The sequence below is a fragment of the Aquamicrobium sp. YD-1-mutant5 genome (genome assembly GCF_059509755.1).
This window is the reverse complement of record NZ_JCAKKP010000006.1, coordinates 20,576-35,157: the sequence shown is the minus strand read 5'-3', so window position 1 is coordinate 35,157 and position 14,582 is coordinate 20,576. Positions and strand designations below refer to the sequence as shown.

Sequence of the window (14,582 nt, the reverse complement as noted above, 5' to 3'; positions counted from 1 at the left end):
GTTCCGTTCCTGAAAGATGTGCCATGGCAACACACTATCAGCTACGATCCGCTTCAGGAATCGCTCAAGGAGTTTCTGAGCGGGCCTCGGAGTTTTGGCTACAAGGGGTAGCGCATTGCAGGTAAAAAGCGGTGATCCGATGCTGTTTTCTGGTGATCTTGAATCCCTCTTGGCCGGCCTGCCGGCAGAGGAAATCGAGGTGATCCGCGAGGGCATATCGCGACAGCCGGTCCGGGTGGTGGCTCTGACAACCGATGGTTCCGTCGAAGTCGAACTGTCGTTTGCGGGCGAGATCCATTTCTTCTACGTCAGCGCCGCCGACCTCCAGCCGATTGCGTAAGGCAGGTAGAAAATGCTGTCGCATCCTCCTGTGGACCATCAAAACCTTCAGGCGAAGCTTGATTGGCGTTTTCAGATGGCCTGCGTGATACTCGCGACGGCTAGAGCGCCGCGAGCTGCGCAAGGTGGCCGTTCAGATCGACGCCGGGGCCGGTCGCGTTGATGGTCTCGAAATAGTCATGCCATCCCGAAGCGGCGATGCCCGACACCAAGGCGTTCATTGCAGCCGCGTCAGGCGCGCGCCAGATCGCAAAGAACTTTTGCGACGGGGCATGCAGGGTCGAAGCATCCGTTTCACCCAGGGCGATCGCTTCCACGCCGAGGGCCGACAGCGCCACCATGCCGGAGCCGATGGCTTCGAAAAACTGTTGGCGGCCGTTCTGGTCGAGCGCCAGCCATGCGGGTTTCGGGGAATAGAGTTCGGCCAGATAGTACGCCATGGGAGCGGTCCTTTCGTGTGTCAGCCCTTGCGGTTAATGGAGCGCAGGGCGCGCTTGCAGATTCGGGCGGTTGCGGGGGAGGTATTTTCGACCGACCATCGGGCGCACAGCGATCGCACCCAATCGGGCCGGTCCTTGCCGGCATCGTTCAGCCAGTTGCCAACGGAGTCCTGCACATAGGGGGCCGGATCGGCCCGCAGTGGTTCGAGAATCGGCAGCGCCTTTTCAGGAGATTGCCGCAGCGCGCCGAGATGGGCGCACCACACGCCGCGCGGGCGGGTTGCTTCGCTGGCGAAGCGCCGCAGCCGTTCGGACGGTTCGGTCGTCCAGTCGACAAGCAACGCAATGGCGCTGTCGGGATCGGCGGCGATATGTGGGCGAACGGTCATCCATGACCATTCCCGCACTCCGAAATGATGATCGTCGGCAAAGGGCCTGATTGCAGCGAGCCGAGCGGAAAGGGTCATGTTCCCGGCTGCGCCGATCGTGAAGCAGGCCCATCCCCGCACCGTATCGGAGACATGGTGGCGGAGTTCTTTCACCGCGGACAAACCGCGCCGCTCATGGATCAGACGCGCGGCCAATGCCATGCGCCGCGAAATACCCTCGCCTGCCGCCTGTTGCATCGCTGTTATGGCATCTGCCCCGGTCTCGGGGAGGGCGGTGCGCATCAGCGCCGCAAAGTCCACGGCGAGGCATTCGGTCAGCGTGGCGGCCTCGACAGCGCCGGCATTGAGCTGGCCGAGGCGGGCGGGCTCAATATCCGCGACACGTTTTCCCGGCCGGCCAGCACTCACCGGGGATTGCCCGCAGCAACGGCCACGCTGTCCTTCACCGGAATCTCCACGTTGCGCCAGACCTGCCGCAGCAGGCCGCTCAGGGTTTCGCGCCCGTGCTGGTCGAAGCCGGCGAAAAGCGAAGCGATCCATTGGCTATGTTCGTTGAACAGATCGAGCGCACTGGCCTGTCCCATGGCCGTCAGGCGCACCGACACCTTCCGTCGGTCTTCCTTGTCCGCATGCCGGGCAAGAAAGCCGTCGCGCTCCAGTCCGTCGAGAAGGCCGGTAATCGTGGCGCGCGTGACGCCGGCGCGTTCGGCCAGCTCATGCGGGGCCAGTCCTTCAGGCAGGTCGCGCAGCAGGAACAGCAGCACGAATTTTCCTTCTGACAGGCGATGTGGCGCGAGCCGCGCAGCGCAGGCCCGGTCGATGGCCGAGGCCAGCGCCAGAACCTCGAAACAAAGCCGCATGTTGCCTGTGTCCTGCTGTCCACGGCGCTCCGCCTCATCGAGCAAGGCAAGGTGTTTTTGCTCCAGTATTGTCATATGCTGGCGTATAATATGGCGCCTAATGATAAGTCAATATCCTGCAACTCTGAAATCGCCGACAGATCGGTCGCCTCGAAAGATCGGGAGTGGTGGTGTCGTGCATCCTTGTCGCGGGTGACGAGACATCCGCGATGTGATGTGTAACGACAGGAGCGTGGACCGCCAGTCGGGATCCAATTCCGGCCACGGCTGGGCCAGAACCGGAATGACGGGGAGGCTCAGTTCAGGCGGAAGTCCAGTCGTTCCAGTTCCGCGGTCACGCCCGTCCAGTCCGCGCAGGCGCGGGTGGCGCCGCTGAATGTGAGGCGCTCGCCATGGCCGGCGTCGCTGTGGCCGCCGCCGGTGTAGCCGATGGCTTTCATGCCTGCGGCGACGGCGCCCTGAACGCCGAAATGCGAATCCTCGATCACCACGCAGTCGGCCGGATCGGCCCCCATCTTTTCAGCAGCGAACAGGAAGATGTCGGGCGCAGGCTTGCCGTTCTTCACCATCGACGAGGAGAAGATCGCGTCGCCGAAGTGGGGGGCGATGCGGGTGACGTCGAGGCTGTGATGGATGCGCTCCAGCGACGAGGATGAGGCGACACAGCGGTCGATCTTCAATTCTGACAGGAATTCGGGCAGGCCGCTGGTCGGCTGGAGCCGCTCGGTGAACAGCGCCTTCGTTTCGAGCCAGAGGTCGTCGCGGGCATGCTCGGGATATTGGTGGCCGGTCAACTCCCGGATGCGGGCGATGATGTCGGCCTGCTTCATGCCAAAACACTGGCTGATGATGTCGATGCCGACGCCGGGCATGCCGTGGCGTTCGTAGACGCGTTCATAGGCAAGCACGGCGAGCGGTTCGCTGTCGACCAGTACGCCGTCGCAATCGAAGATGATGAGCTGTGATCCGGCCACGATTTTCTCCTGATCAAGGATTCTTGCGATTATGTGAGGGGTTAAAGCATGTCGCCCGAAAGTGGGAACCGGTTTCGGGATAACGACATGCGTAAAAACAGAAATTTAAAGCGCAGGGAGCGAATTTGAAGGATCGCGATACGCTTTAGTGGCCTTGCATGGCAGGCTGGGCCGTGCCCTGAAGGGCAGGGTTCATGTGCTGCATGGCATGGCGCGCGGCCGGATGGTCCGGTGCGATCCAGTTGGGCTCGCCGCCGAGAAAGCGGTCGAGGAAGGCGACGGCACAGGCCGGCACTTCGGCGACATTCTCGCGATAGGACCACCATGTGCGCAAATCGTCGGCGCAGCTGTCTATGGCCGGAACCGTGCCGAATTCCTGCTCGTGGATCGCGGCCACGGCCGAGACGCAATAGTTGGTGTAGAGAAAGCCTTCCGGCCAGAAACGCACGATCTCCTGCGTGGACGTGGAAACGCCGGCCCCGGCCACAGGGGCATCGAGCCCGGCGACGGCGCGCGCGGGATCATGGCGGATCAGCTCACGCAGGGCCACACCGGCGGCAAACACGATGAAATCGGCGCGATTGATGTCGGCATAGGCCTTCTGCGCTTCCGCGATCTCGATCCAGTCGAGGAAGGCGCGGGTGAGGCGGGCGTCGTCGATTTCGAACTGCACACCGCAGGCGCGGGTCACGGCCTTCGCGCTGGCGCGGAAGATGGCACGGAACCAGCGCAGGCGGCGCAACCTGTGGCGCAGATCCGGCATCGCGGCCAGTTCGTCCTTGAACCGAAGGTCCATCATCCGTCCTCTTTACAGGCTATTTTAGCACAGTCGCAGCACCGCCTGCAGTCGATAAGGAAAAACATACATATTCCTGATGGCGAAAACAAATGTTCTCGATGTGGCAGTGACCTGCGTGGATGCGGCATGGTCGGGAGGGCGGTGTTTATCGCAGGGAGGGTTGCGGACGATCAGTGCGGCTCGCGTTGACTGGCGCTGCCGTGCCGGTTCTCCCGCCATGAAGGCTTTGTGTGGGCTACCGTAATGCTGCCGGCAGAAATCAGGGGAACCGGCCTTAAAGCGTGTCGCGATCTTTCAGATTCGCTCCCTGCGTTTTAAGTTATTGTTTTTACGCATGTCGTTTCCCCGAAACCGGCTCCCCCTTTCGGTCGACATGCCTTAGCGCAGGTGGAAGATGAGCATCGCGAAGATTGGCGTCAGCTCGGCTGCCGGATCGGCGGCGCGGCAGGCTGGCATGATGCGGTCGAGACGGGCCTCCACCGCCAGCGCGGCAATGTCGAGCAGGTCGGAACCGCTTTCGGCATCGGTGCCTGAACTGGCCAGAGCCACGGCCAGCGCCATCGGCGCCAGAACTGAAACGGCCAGAACGGTTTCTGCTTCCAGCACATTGGCGACCTTGCCTTCGGGCAGGCGGGGCCGCACTGGTCTTGCCCGCAGAAGCTCAACCAGAAGTGCCGCGCACAGCGCGGCCGCGCGGGCTGTACGTTCGGTTTCGCCGGCATCTGGTTTCAGGGGTTGGAAAAGGTGGCCGTGCTGGCGCAACATGGCGGCATGAACGGCGGCGAAACCGGCCTCCTGCACCGGTTCGGCAACCGCATTCCTGCGGGCCAGCATGGACTTTGCCAGATAATACATGTCGCGGCGGAAAGCCCGCTCGCCGTCGAGCAGGTTGCCGGCGGGGCGGAAATAGGTGTCGAACGGCATCGGCTTCGAATGGGCGCGCCCGTCATGGGGCACCAGTGTTTCGGCCATGGTCATGGCGTCGTCGAACACGCTGACGGCGCGGCTGACCAGCCCGTCGATCTCGGGCAGGGGGAAGGGCGTGCGCCCGCCGGGCGGCGGCGGCAGAACGCTGGCGTTGCCGGTATCGTGCCGGTGGCGACGGATGGCATGGCGCATTTCCCGCAAGCGGTCCTTGAGGTTTATGCGCACTTCCTCGGAAATTTCACGCAGCATTCCAATAACCTGCACTTCGACAAGGTATCCGGGCACCAGGCGTTTCCCGGACCATTTCCATTTTCAGACTGACGACCAAAGCATCGTTTCCATGTCGGCATGGACATCAGAGCGCTTCGGGCAGCCTCGCATATTTTAGCATGATATGCCGAAAACAGGATTGCTCCTATCGTGCCTTGGCGGTCAATAGACCATATTGTGCGGTCGCTGAATCGTTACGGCAGCGGCGGCGTCGACCGGGGAGAGGGAATTGGCAAAGAAGCCCAAAGGAGACAGCGCTGCGAAGGCGGGCGGCGATTTCGCCGCGGGAAATGGCGGCACGGAAAGCCGCAGCGACCGGCTGCGCATTCGCGCGGCATGGATGTATTTCGTCGAGCAGATGACCCAGAACGAGATCGCCGACGTGCTGGGGATCGGGCGGGTCACGGTGGTGCGCATGCTGGCCGAGGCGCGGGCGCGCGGCGAGGTCAAGATCACCATTGAAAGCGAGCTGGTCGAGATCGTAGCTCTCGAGCGCGAACTGGAGCGCGCCTTCGGGCTGGAGCAGGCGATCATTGCACCGCTTTCCGCCCCCGGTTCCGATCCGATACCGGCGATCGCGGCCAGAACCGGCAGCTATGTCTCGGACATCATGAAGGCGGGCATGCGGGTCGGCGTCGGCTGGGGCCAGACGCTGTTTTCAAGCCTCCAGTTCCTGAGCGCGCGGGCGCTGGCCGACTTCAAGGTGATTTCCCTGCTGGGCGGCGTCGGTGTGGCCCGCCGTTACAATCCGGCCGAATTCGCCTGGCGCTTCGCCCAGACATTTCAGGGTGACGGCTATCTGATCCCGACGCCGGCGGTTGTGGACAGCATCGAAACCAAGACGGCGCTGGTGGAACGGTGTGGGTTGCAGGAAATCTTCCAGCTTGCCGATACGCTCGATGCCGTGCTGGTCAGCGTCGGCGGCATCGCGTCGGCGACCACCTTCTATCGCGGCGGCTTCCTGAAAGAGGCCGACCGGGAGCAACTGGTGGAAAAGGGTGCGGTGGGCGATCTTCTTTTCCACTTCTTCGATCGCAATGGCGATCTGGTCGATCATCCGGTCAACAAGCTTGTGATGTCGGTCGAGGTCGACCGGCTGCGGCGGGCGCCGGTGCGTGTGCTCACGTCTGGCGGTGCGGAAAAGACCGATGCGCTGCTCGGCGCGATGAACCTGATCAGGCCGACCGTGCTGATCACCGATGAGGAAAGCGCGCGCCGGATGCTGGCCGAACGCGCGGGCGCCGCGCCATAAGGCGGCTTCAGAGGCTCAGATGTTGAGGGCGATGTCGCCCGGAAAATCGTCGTTGGCGGCATCGCGCATGGCGGCGAGGCTGCGGCTGTCCAGCACATTGGCAATGGCCTGACGCACCTCAAGCATCATGTGACGGACCTCGCAGGTCGCCTCGTCATCGCAATCGTCGCAGCGCTGGTACTGGGTGCGGCTGGCGCAGGCCAGTGGCGCAAGCGGCCCGTCGAGAACGCGGATGACATGACCGATGCGGATTTCCGCTGCGGGACGGGCAAGGCGATAGCCGCCATCCTTGCCCTTGCGGCTGACGACGAAGCCGGCATTGCGCAACTCGACCAGTATCGCGTCGAGGAATTTCTTCGGGATGTTGTTGGTCACCGCGATGTCGTTGACGAAGGCGAGCTTCCCTGATGGCAGCCTCGACAGGTGAACGAGGGCTTTCAGACCGTACTTGCCTTTTTTGGTGAGCATGCGTGCCGATGTCTTGCTGAATGCCGGATCGGGTGCTGAGCCGGAATTGGGCGAACGGGAAATTCAGGCCGGAACGACCTGAATTCCGAGAATAAGGCCATGTGTTGAATTCGACAAGAGCGGCGCCGAATATAGGAAAAGCCGGCGCGGGGCCGGCTTTCCGTTGCAGAGGCAGAATGGGTCAGCGGTTGCCATAGGCCTGATCGAGAAGCGCGCCTTCGGCGAAGTGCTCGGCCTGAACCTTGTCCCAGCCGCCGAACACCTCCTCGACCGTGACGAGGCGCACGTCCGGGAACTTGTCCTTAAACTCGGCGGCGACGGCCTCGTCGCGCACGCGCAGGCCGTTCTCGGCCTCGATCTTCTGGCCTTCCGGCGAATAGAGGAAGTCGAGATAGGACTTGGCCAGATCACGGCTGCCGTTCTGGTCCACGACCTTGTCGACGATGGCGACCGGGAACTCAGCCAGCAGGCTGACGGAAGGCACGACCTGCTCGTATTTGTCGGTGCCGTATTCGTTGGCGATCCCCTGCGTTTCGGATTCGAAGGTAATCAGCACGTCGCCGATGCCGCGCTCGGCGAAGGTGGTGGTGGCGGCGCGTCCCCCGGTGTCGAACACCGGCACGTTGTTGAAGATCTTGGTGACGAATTCCTTCACCCTGGCCTCGTCGCCATTGAACTTTTCACGCGCATAGGCGGTGGCGGCCAGATAGGTGTAGCGCGCATTTCCGGAAGTCTTGGGGTTCGGGAAGATGATCTGCACATCGTCGCGCACCAGATCGTCCCAATCCTTGACGTTCCTGGGGTTGCCGGCGCGTACCAGGAAGGACGGCAGGGAGTAGAAGGGCGAGGCGTTGTCCGGGAATTCCTTCTGCCAGTCGTCGGAGACCAGACCCTGCTTGACGAGGAAGTCGATGTCGGTGACCTGATTGAAGGTGACGACGTCGGCGGCAAGGCCATCGGCGATGGCGCGCGCCTGCTTTGAGGTGCCGGCATGCGACTGGTCGACGGTCACGCCCGGATGCCCGGCCACGAAAGCCTTGTTGATCTGGACGAACAACTCGCGCGCCACATCGTAAGAGGCGTTGAGGAGCTTGTCGGCCGAGAAGGCCGAGGCGGAGGAGAAGAGCAGGCCGATGGCGGTGGTCGCGGCGAGGAGAAGGCGTTTCATGACGGGCTCCAGATGAGAATGCCCATCATATAGCCGCGGCTGTCGTATCGCCGCGAGGCATGGCTCTTCTGTTGAAAGCTCCGTATTGGAAAACAATTCCACCATTTTGCCGATTTTATGGAATTGTCGTCCTCGTCATTTTTCCTGAGTGGCGCTTTGCGGAAAAACCTTCCACTTGCGCGGGCGGAAGGCCACACGGCTCTTCTGTGCGGCGGGGTGATCGACGGGGAGTTCTATCTCCACCCGCTCGCGGTGTCCGCCGATTTCAAGCTCGACGCGGCGTGTGCCAGCCACGCGCCGGCTGGCAACGACTGTGCCGGCGATGCAGCCGGAGCAGCCGTCGAGAAGCTCGATGTCGTGCGGGCGGAAGAACAGGGTGCCGGGACCGGCCGGCAGGCCGGGGGCGGAAAGGCCCACCGGGCGCTCCGCCAGCCAGACCTGATCGTCCTCGACCTTTACCGGCAGCGAGCTGGAATCGCCGATGAAGCCGTAGACGAAGGGCGAATTGGGGTCGTCATAGACTTCATCGGCTGTACCGACCTGTTCGATGCGGCCTTGGCTCATCACCACGACGCGGTCGGCCAGCTCAAGCGCTTCCTCCTGATCGTGGGTGACGAAGACCGTGGTGTGGCCGGTCGCCTCATGGATTTCGCGCAGCCAGCGGCGCAGGTCTCGGCGCACCTGCGCATCGAGCGCGCCGAACGGCTCGTCGAGCAGCAGTACTTTCGGCTCGATGGCCAGCGCGCGGGCCAGTGCAACGCGCTGGCGCTGGCCGCCCGACAATTGCGCGGGGTAGCGCTTTTCGAGGCCCGACAGCTGCACCAGATCGAGCAGCTCGGAGGCGCGCTGGCGGATCTGCGTGGCCGGCGGCCTTGTTCCGGACGGGCGCACCTTGAGCCCGAAGCCGATATTGTCGGCCACCGTCATGTGGCGGAACAGGGCGTAGTGCTGGAACACGAAGCCGACATTGCGCTCACGGATGCTTTTTTCCGAGGCGTCTTCGTCGCCGAAGAAGATGCGGCCGGTGGTGGGCTGTTCCAGTCCGGCGATGAGACGCAGCAGCGTCGTCTTGCCGGAGCCAGAGGGGCCAAGCAGGGCGATCAGCTCGCCGGAGCGGATTTCCAGCGAGACCTCATGCAGGGCAGGGAAGGTGTCGAATTCCTTGCGGACGTTGGTGACGCGAACTTGCATGGGCTCAATCCTGTCAGTGTCCGCGGGTGGCGGCGAGTTCGGCGCCGTAGCGCATTTCAAGGAGCGACTTCAGCGCCAACGTCACCAGCGCAAGGCCGGCCAGCAGCGAGGCGACCGCGAAGGCGCCGGCGGCGTTGTAGTCGTTGTAAAGGATCTCGACATGCAGGGGCATGGTGTTGGTCTGACCCCTGATGTGGCCCGACACCACGGAAACGGCGCCGAATTCGCCCATGGCGCGGGCGTTGCAGAGCAGAACGCCATAGAGCAGGCCCCATTTCACATTGGGCAGGGTCACATACCAGAAGGTCTGCCAGCCATTGGCGCCGAGCGAGATGGCGGCTTCCTCATCTTTGGTGCCCTGTTCCTCCATCAGCGGGATCAGCTCGCGCGCCACGAAGGGGAAGGTGACGAAGATCGTGGCCAGCACGATACCGGGAACTGCGAACAGGATCTCGATGCCGTTCGCCTTCAGCCATGGCCCAAGCGCGCTCTGGGCGCCGAACAAAAGCACATAGACGAGGCCGGAAATGACCGGCGACACCGAGAACGGCAGGTCGACCAGCGTGGTCAGGAAGGCCTTGCCCTTGAACTCGTATTTGGCGATGGCCCAGGCCATGGCGACGCCGAACACCAGATTGAGCGGCACCGATATGATGGCCACGATCAGCGTGAGGCGGATGGCGGAAATGGTGTCGCGTTCGGTGAGCGTTGAGAGATAGAAGCCGATGCCTTTCCTGAAGGCTTCCATGAACACCAGCGCCAGCGGCAGGAACAGGAAGACGCCGAGGAAGACGAAGGCGACCGCCATCAGCGTCCAGCGGGCGTGACGGCCTTCGGTGATGCCGGCATCGGCGGGAGGGGCCGCGCTGGCGGCGGATGCGACGGGATCAGCCATAGCGCTTGCGGCTCCACGATTGCAGCAGGTTGATGACGAGCAGCATGGCGAAGGAGATGATCAGCATGATTGCCGCGATCGCCGTGGCGGCGGGATAGTTGTATTCCTCCAGCCGGATGATGATGAGCAGCGGTGCGATCTCGGACACGTTGGGCAGGTTGCCGGCGATGAAGATGACGGAACCGTATTCGCCCACGCCGCGCGCGAAGGCGAGCGCGAAGCCGGTGACGATGGCCGGCGCAAGGCCGGGGAACAGCACGCGGGTGATCGTCTGGAACCGGTTGGCGCCAAGCGTGGCCGCCGCTTCCTCGATTTCGCGGTCGATTTCCTCCATCACCGGCTGCACCGTGCGCACCACGAAGGGAAGGCCGATGAAGACAAGCGCGATGACGATGCCGAGCGGCGTATAGGCGACCTTGATGTTGAGCGACGCGAGCGGGCCGCCGATCCAGCCATTGGGGGCGTAAAGCGTGGTCAGCGCAATGCCGGCCACCGCCGTTGGCAGGGCGAAAGGCAGGTCGACCATGGCATCGACGATGCGCCGGCCGGGAAAACGGTAGCGCACCAGAACCCAGGCGACCACCGTGCCGAAGACGACATTCACCACAGCTGCCGCAAGGGCGGTTCCGAAGCTGATTTTCAGGGCGTTTATGGTGCGTGCATCGGTGAGAATGGCCCAGAATTGGGGCCAGCCCAGCGAAGCCGAGCGCCATGCAAGGCCCGACAGCGGAATGAGGATGATGAGGGTGAGGTAGGCAAGCGAAAGGCCGAGCGTCAATCCGAAGCCTGGAATGACGCTCGGCTGCCTGAATCGCCACCCCGCTCTGGCGGGAACTGCGGTCATGTCGCCCCTTGTGTGTTAGGGTTTGGTTCTCCCAGACCTACTGGGCCGGCTTGTAGATCTGGTCGAATATCCCGCCATCGGCGAAATGGTAAGGTTGTGCTTTCTCCCAACCGCCGAAAATGGGGTCATCAATTCCAACAAGTTTGACTTCCGGGAAAATTTTTCTCTCTTCCTCGGGAACGAGGTCCGGTTTCGATGGTCTGTAGTAGTTTTTGGCCGCGATGCGCTGGCCTTCTTCCGAGTAGAGATACTGCAGATAGGCCTCGGCAGTCTTGCGCGTGCCCCTGGCATCCACATTGGCGTCGACGATGGCGACGGGCGGTTCGGCAAGGATGGACTGCGAGGGAATGATCGTCTCGAAAGCATCCTCGCCATATTCCTTCTTGGCCAGGAACGCCTCGTTTTCCCATGACAGGAAGACGTCGCCGATCTTGCGCTCGGTGAAGGTGAGAAGCGAACCACGCGCGCCGGTGTCAAGGATCGGCACGCGGCGGAACAGTTCCGCGATGTATTCCTTGATCTTCGCCTCGTCGCCGCCGAATTCGTGATGCGCCCAGCCCCAGGCGGCGAGATAGTTCCAGCGTGCGCCGCCGGAGGTCTTCGGGTTCGGCGTGATGACCTGCACGTCGCCCTTGACGAGATCGCCCCAGTCCTTGATGCCCTTGGGGTTGCCCTTGCGCACCAGCAGCACGATCGTGGAGGTGTAAGGGGCCGAATTGTTATCGAAATGCTTGCGCCAGTCGGGCTTGATCTTCTGCGTGGCCTCGACGATGGCGTTGATGTCGCTTTCGAGTGCCAGCGTGACCACATCGGCATCGATGCCGTCAATCACCGAGCGGGCCTGCTTGCCGGAGCCGCCATGCGATTGCTGGACGTTGACCGTCTCGCCGGTTTCGGCCTTCCAGTGTTTGGAAAATGCCTCGTTGAACTCCTTGTAGAGTTCGCGCGTCGGGTCATAGGATACGTTGAGAAGCGTAGTGTCTGCCAGCGCAAAGCCGAGGGTTCCGAGTTGTACGGAGCCGGCGATGAAGATGCCGAGCAGGGTATTCTTAGGGAATTGGCTCATTTCAGCCTCCTGTTCATACCATTCTACTCTATCGAATTGGTAGAAATTAGATGCACAGGACGTTGCGTTTTTCAACGCTCACGGGCAAAGCCCTGCCGCCGGCGGCTGTTATTTGAAAAAATCTTCTCTTTCCGCAACGGAAGAAATGTCGAGCGTGCGAAAGGTTTCGCGTGGCGGCGAAAGAGGGCGCAGGCGGCTATTCCACGATCACCTTCACGCTTGCAGCGCGCCCCGCTGCGTCGATGACGGTAAGGGTGGAGGTTCCCGCACCGTCCGGCTGCCATGTCGCCGTGCGGCGGCGGTCTTCCTGACCGAGCGGCCGGCCGTTGGCAAGCCAGCGGAAGGGCGCGCGCCCGCCCTGAAGCTTCAGAACCAGCGGGGTGACGTCGCTGGAGGCGGTTCCGAGATCGACGCGCGCGCCATCGGGCGGAAAGACGATGCGCGGGGCGGGCTCGACGGGACCAGCGGGTGCCGTGGCATCGGTGCCAAAGCGGGCGAGGGTGACGGGCAGCTCATCGCGGCGCGGATGGCGGCTGCCGGGCGGCGGACCGGGGAACGGCACGGCGGCGAGGCCGGAGCGGGCGAGGCCCTCGAACACGATGGGCGCGGCCGAGACATAGCCGGAGAGGCCCGGAACAGCGGCGGCATCGGCGCGGCCCACCCAGACGCCCAGCACATAGCGGCCGTCATAGCCCACGGTCCAGGCATCGCGATAGCCATAGGAGGTGCCGGTCTTGTAGGCGACGGCGCGCCGGGGCGCGCCCTGCGGCGGGCGGATGCCGGAGAGGATGTCGGTGACCTGCCAGTTGGCCTGCGGGTCGAGCAGCGTCGCGCCCGACGGCGTGGCGGAGGCGGCCTCGGTGCCGTCGCGCAGGCGGTGGACCTTGCCGCCATTGGCGAGGCCCGCATAGAGCTGGACCAGATCGCGCAGCGTTATGCCGGCGCCACCGAGGCCGATGGCAAGGCCGGGCGGCTCGTTCGGCGGCAGCACCAGCGGCACGCCGGCATTGCGCAGGCGCGCGGTGAGCCTTGCCGGGCCGACCGCATCGAGCACGCGCACGGTCGGCACGTTGAGCGACAGTTGCAGGGCGCTGCGGATACTGACATCCCCCTGATAACCCATGTCGAAATTCTTCGGCCGGTAGCCGGAGAAGTCGGCGGGGCTGTCGGAGATCAGCGTTTCCTGCGCCACCAGCCCCTGCTCGAAGGCGAGGCCGTAGATGAAGGGTTTCAGCGTCGAGCCCGGCGAGCGCAGCACGCGGGTCATGTCGATCCAGCCGGAGCGGGAGGAATCGGTGTAGCCGGCCGAGCCCACTTCGCCCAGTATCTCGCCGGTGCGGGAATCGGCCAGCACCATGGCAACCGACAGTTTTGGGCCGAGCCGTGCGGCTGCCTCGTGGGCGACCGCTTCCAGCCCTTCCTGAACGCGGCGGCTGATGGTGAGGCGAGGGAGCTCCTCGCCGGTGCGCAGGGCGCGCAGCGTGGCATGGGCGGCAAAGGACGGCATGGCGCGGCGGTAGGAGGGCACCTCTTCCAGTGCCGCGCGCGCCGCCTCGCGCTCGCTGAGAAGGCCGGAAGTGACCATGCGCTCCAGCACCCGGTCGCGTGCGGCGCGGGCGGCCTCCGCATTGCGGTCGGGCCGGCGTTTTTCCGGCAGTTGCGGCAGGGCCACCAGCAAAGCGCTTTCGGAGACGGTAAGGCGCGCGGGCTCTTTGCCGAACCATGCGAGCGAGGCTGCGCGCACGCCTTCCAGATTGCCGCCATAGGGGGCGAGGGTGAGATAGTGCCGCAGGATCTCGCGCTTCGACAGCCGCCGCTCGATCTGCGCGGCGCGGGCGATCTGGCGCAGCTTGGCCGCGATGTTGCGGCTGGTGCGCGGCTCGATGAGACGGGCAAGCTGCATGGAGAGCGTGGAGCCGCCCGAGACAATGCGGCCGTTCGTGCCGAATTGAAGCGCCGCGCGGCCGAGCGCCAGAAGGTCGATGCCGCTGTGGTCCCAGAAGCGCTTGTCCTCATAGGCGATGAGCATGTCGAGGAAAGCCGGATCGATGCGGTCGAGCGCCGCACCGAAGCGCCAATATCCGTCCGGCGTGGCGAAGGCGCGCAGCAACTGGCCGTCGCGGTCGAGCACCTCGGCCGACAGGATGGGCTTTTCTGGCAGGGGCGGCGGGAAGGCGCGGTCGAGCCCCCAGAGTGCGGCCGTGCCGATTGCGACGGCGACGGCAGCGTTGATCGCAAATCTGCGCAGGGCTTTGCCTGAAATACCCCTCATGCGACCTCGCTTCGCCAGCCCACTTTCTCCCACAAGGGGAGAAGAGGGAGGGCTACGATATCGCTTGCGCAAATCTCCCCTGCGGGCAGGTGGCGACAAGGCTGTTGCCATATCCACCTTCTCCCCTCGTGAAAGAAGGCGCATCGGTGCGCCGCGCCGGGACGGATGAGGGGGTGCTTCCTCAACTGCACGGCGTTGGCTGCTTCAGCACTTCTTATCCCACCACGCTTCGCGAGTTCAGCTGCTCCCACAAGCGGAGAAGGGGACGTGCTGCATGATCGCTCATGCGAATTTCCACCGGCGTGGTTGGCGGCAACAAGGTCGATGCAAGCGCTCTTCCTTCTCCCTCTGCGGGAGAAAGTGGATCGGCGTGCAGCGTCGGGACGGATAAGGGGTTCCCTCCTCAAGCTCGTTGCTTTGCAAGCTTC

15 protein-coding genes are annotated in these 14,582 nt (G+C 63.6%); 2 read left to right on the top strand and 13 right to left on the bottom strand.

The window, feature by feature from the left end:
• Positions 1 to 115 precede the first annotated feature (115 nt).
• Complete coding sequence (locus AC5XE7_RS11130) at positions 116 to 340, top strand: hypothetical protein (protein ID WP_495366076.1); 225 nt, start codon at positions 116 to 118, stop codon at positions 338 to 340.
• A gap of 100 nt (positions 341 to 440) precedes the next feature.
• Here AC5XE7_RS11130 and AC5XE7_RS11125 read toward each other — a convergent pair whose 3' ends face one another.
• From AC5XE7_RS11125 to AC5XE7_RS11100, 6 genes are all read right to left on the bottom strand, one after another.
• Positions 441 to 779: a DUF6616 family protein gene (locus AC5XE7_RS11125; RefSeq protein WP_495366075.1), complete on the bottom strand. Its 339-nt coding sequence runs from the start codon at positions 777 to 779 to the stop codon at positions 441 to 443.
• A gap of 20 nt (positions 780 to 799) precedes the next feature.
• Entirely contained in the window at positions 800 to 1,576 is a 777-nt protein-coding gene (locus AC5XE7_RS11120) for a DNA alkylation repair protein (protein ID WP_495366074.1), read from the bottom strand.
• The gene (locus AC5XE7_RS11115) at positions 1,573 to 2,103 is read right to left on the bottom strand and encodes a MarR family winged helix-turn-helix transcriptional regulator (RefSeq protein ID WP_495366073.1); all 531 of its coding nucleotides are present in this window, start codon (positions 2,101 to 2,103) and stop codon (positions 1,573 to 1,575) included. The genes AC5XE7_RS11120 and AC5XE7_RS11115 overlap by 4 nt, the downstream gene beginning before the upstream one ends.
• A 221-nt stretch (positions 2,104 to 2,324) precedes the next feature.
• Positions 2,325 to 3,002, bottom strand: a complete 678-nt coding sequence (locus AC5XE7_RS11110) for an HAD family hydrolase (protein ID WP_495366072.1) — start codon at positions 3,000 to 3,002, stop codon at positions 2,325 to 2,327.
• Between the two features lie 145 nt (positions 3,003 to 3,147).
• Positions 3,148 to 3,798 (bottom strand): hypothetical protein, encoded by a 651-nt coding sequence (locus tag AC5XE7_RS11105; RefSeq protein WP_495366187.1) that lies wholly within the window; start codon positions 3,796 to 3,798, stop codon positions 3,148 to 3,150.
• A gap of 381 nt (positions 3,799 to 4,179) precedes the next feature.
• Entirely contained in the window at positions 4,180 to 5,013 is an 834-nt protein-coding gene (locus tag AC5XE7_RS11100) for a hypothetical protein (protein WP_495366071.1), read from the bottom strand.
• Positions 5,014 to 5,227: 214 nt separating this feature from the next.
• Between AC5XE7_RS11100 and AC5XE7_RS11095 the strand changes: the two genes are divergently transcribed.
• Positions 5,228 to 6,250 (top strand): sugar-binding transcriptional regulator, encoded by a 1,023-nt coding sequence (locus tag AC5XE7_RS11095; protein WP_495366070.1) that lies wholly within the window; start codon positions 5,228 to 5,230, stop codon positions 6,248 to 6,250.
• A gap of 15 nt (positions 6,251 to 6,265) precedes the next feature.
• Here the strand turns inward: AC5XE7_RS11095 and AC5XE7_RS11090 are convergent, their stop codons facing one another.
• The 7 genes from AC5XE7_RS11090 to pbpC all read right to left on the bottom strand — a co-directional run bounded on the left by AC5XE7_RS11090 (position 6,266) and on the right by pbpC (position 14,154).
• Entirely contained in the window at positions 6,266 to 6,718 is a 453-nt protein-coding gene (locus AC5XE7_RS11090; protein WP_183832491.1) for an RrF2 family transcriptional regulator, read from the bottom strand.
• 181 nt (positions 6,719 to 6,899) lie between these two features.
• Positions 6,900 to 7,886 (bottom strand): sulfate ABC transporter substrate-binding protein, encoded by a 987-nt coding sequence (locus AC5XE7_RS11085; RefSeq protein ID WP_495366069.1) that lies wholly within the window; start codon positions 7,884 to 7,886, stop codon positions 6,900 to 6,902.
• Positions 7,887 to 8,021: 135 nt separating this feature from the next.
• Entirely contained in the window at positions 8,022 to 9,077 is a 1,056-nt protein-coding gene (locus tag AC5XE7_RS11080) for a sulfate/molybdate ABC transporter ATP-binding protein (RefSeq protein WP_495366068.1), read from the bottom strand.
• Between the two features lie 13 nt (positions 9,078 to 9,090).
• Positions 9,091 to 9,972, bottom strand: coding sequence for a sulfate ABC transporter permease subunit CysW (gene cysW / locus AC5XE7_RS11075; RefSeq protein ID WP_495366067.1), 882 nt, complete (start codon positions 9,970 to 9,972; stop codon positions 9,091 to 9,093).
• Positions 9,965 to 10,816 carry a sulfate ABC transporter permease subunit CysT gene (cysT, locus tag AC5XE7_RS11070; RefSeq protein WP_495366066.1) on the bottom strand — a complete coding sequence of 284 codons (852 nt, stop codon included), beginning with the start codon at positions 10,814 to 10,816 and terminating at the stop codon, positions 9,965 to 9,967. Before cysT ends, cysW begins: the two co-directional genes overlap by 8 nt.
• A 37-nt stretch (positions 10,817 to 10,853) precedes the next feature.
• Positions 10,854 to 11,882, bottom strand: coding sequence for a sulfate ABC transporter substrate-binding protein (locus tag AC5XE7_RS11065; protein WP_495366065.1), 1,029 nt, complete (start codon positions 11,880 to 11,882; stop codon positions 10,854 to 10,856).
• A gap of 196 nt (positions 11,883 to 12,078) precedes the next feature.
• The gene (pbpC, locus tag AC5XE7_RS11060) at positions 12,079 to 14,154 is read right to left on the bottom strand and encodes a penicillin-binding protein 1C (protein WP_495366064.1); all 2,076 of its coding nucleotides are present in this window, start codon (positions 14,152 to 14,154) and stop codon (positions 12,079 to 12,081) included.
• Positions 14,155 to 14,582 lie beyond the last annotated feature (428 nt).

Excerpts from the sequence above, each read along its gene's own strand:
- AC5XE7_RS11125 (WP_495366075.1), bottom strand. The coding sequence starts at position 779 with ATGGCGTACTATCTGGCCGAACTCTATTCCCCGAAACCCGCATGGCTG.
- AC5XE7_RS11115 (WP_495366073.1), bottom strand. The coding sequence starts at position 2,103 with ATGACAATACTGGAGCAAAAACACCTTGCCTTGCTCGATGAGGCGGAG.
- AC5XE7_RS11105 (WP_495366187.1), bottom strand. The coding sequence starts at position 3,798 with ATGGACCTTCGGTTCAAGGACGAACTGGCCGCGATGCCGGATCTGCGC.
- AC5XE7_RS11090 (WP_183832491.1), bottom strand. The coding sequence starts at position 6,718 with ATGCTCACCAAAAAAGGCAAGTACGGTCTGAAAGCCCTCGTTCACCTG.
- AC5XE7_RS11085 (WP_495366069.1), bottom strand. The coding sequence starts at position 7,886 with ATGAAACGCCTTCTCCTCGCCGCGACCACCGCCATCGGCCTGCTCTTC.
- AC5XE7_RS11080 (WP_495366068.1), bottom strand. The coding sequence starts at position 9,077 with ATGCAAGTTCGCGTCACCAACGTCCGCAAGGAATTCGACACCTTCCCT.
- cysW (WP_495366067.1), bottom strand. The coding sequence starts at position 9,972 with ATGGCTGATCCCGTCGCATCCGCCGCCAGCGCGGCCCCTCCCGCCGAT.
- cysT (WP_495366066.1), bottom strand. The coding sequence starts at position 10,816 with ATGACCGCAGTTCCCGCCAGAGCGGGGTGGCGATTCAGGCAGCCGAGC.
- AC5XE7_RS11065 (WP_495366065.1), bottom strand. The coding sequence starts at position 11,882 with ATGAGCCAATTCCCTAAGAATACCCTGCTCGGCATCTTCATCGCCGGC.
- pbpC (WP_495366064.1), bottom strand. The coding sequence starts at position 14,154 with ATGAGGGGTATTTCAGGCAAAGCCCTGCGCAGATTTGCGATCAACGCT.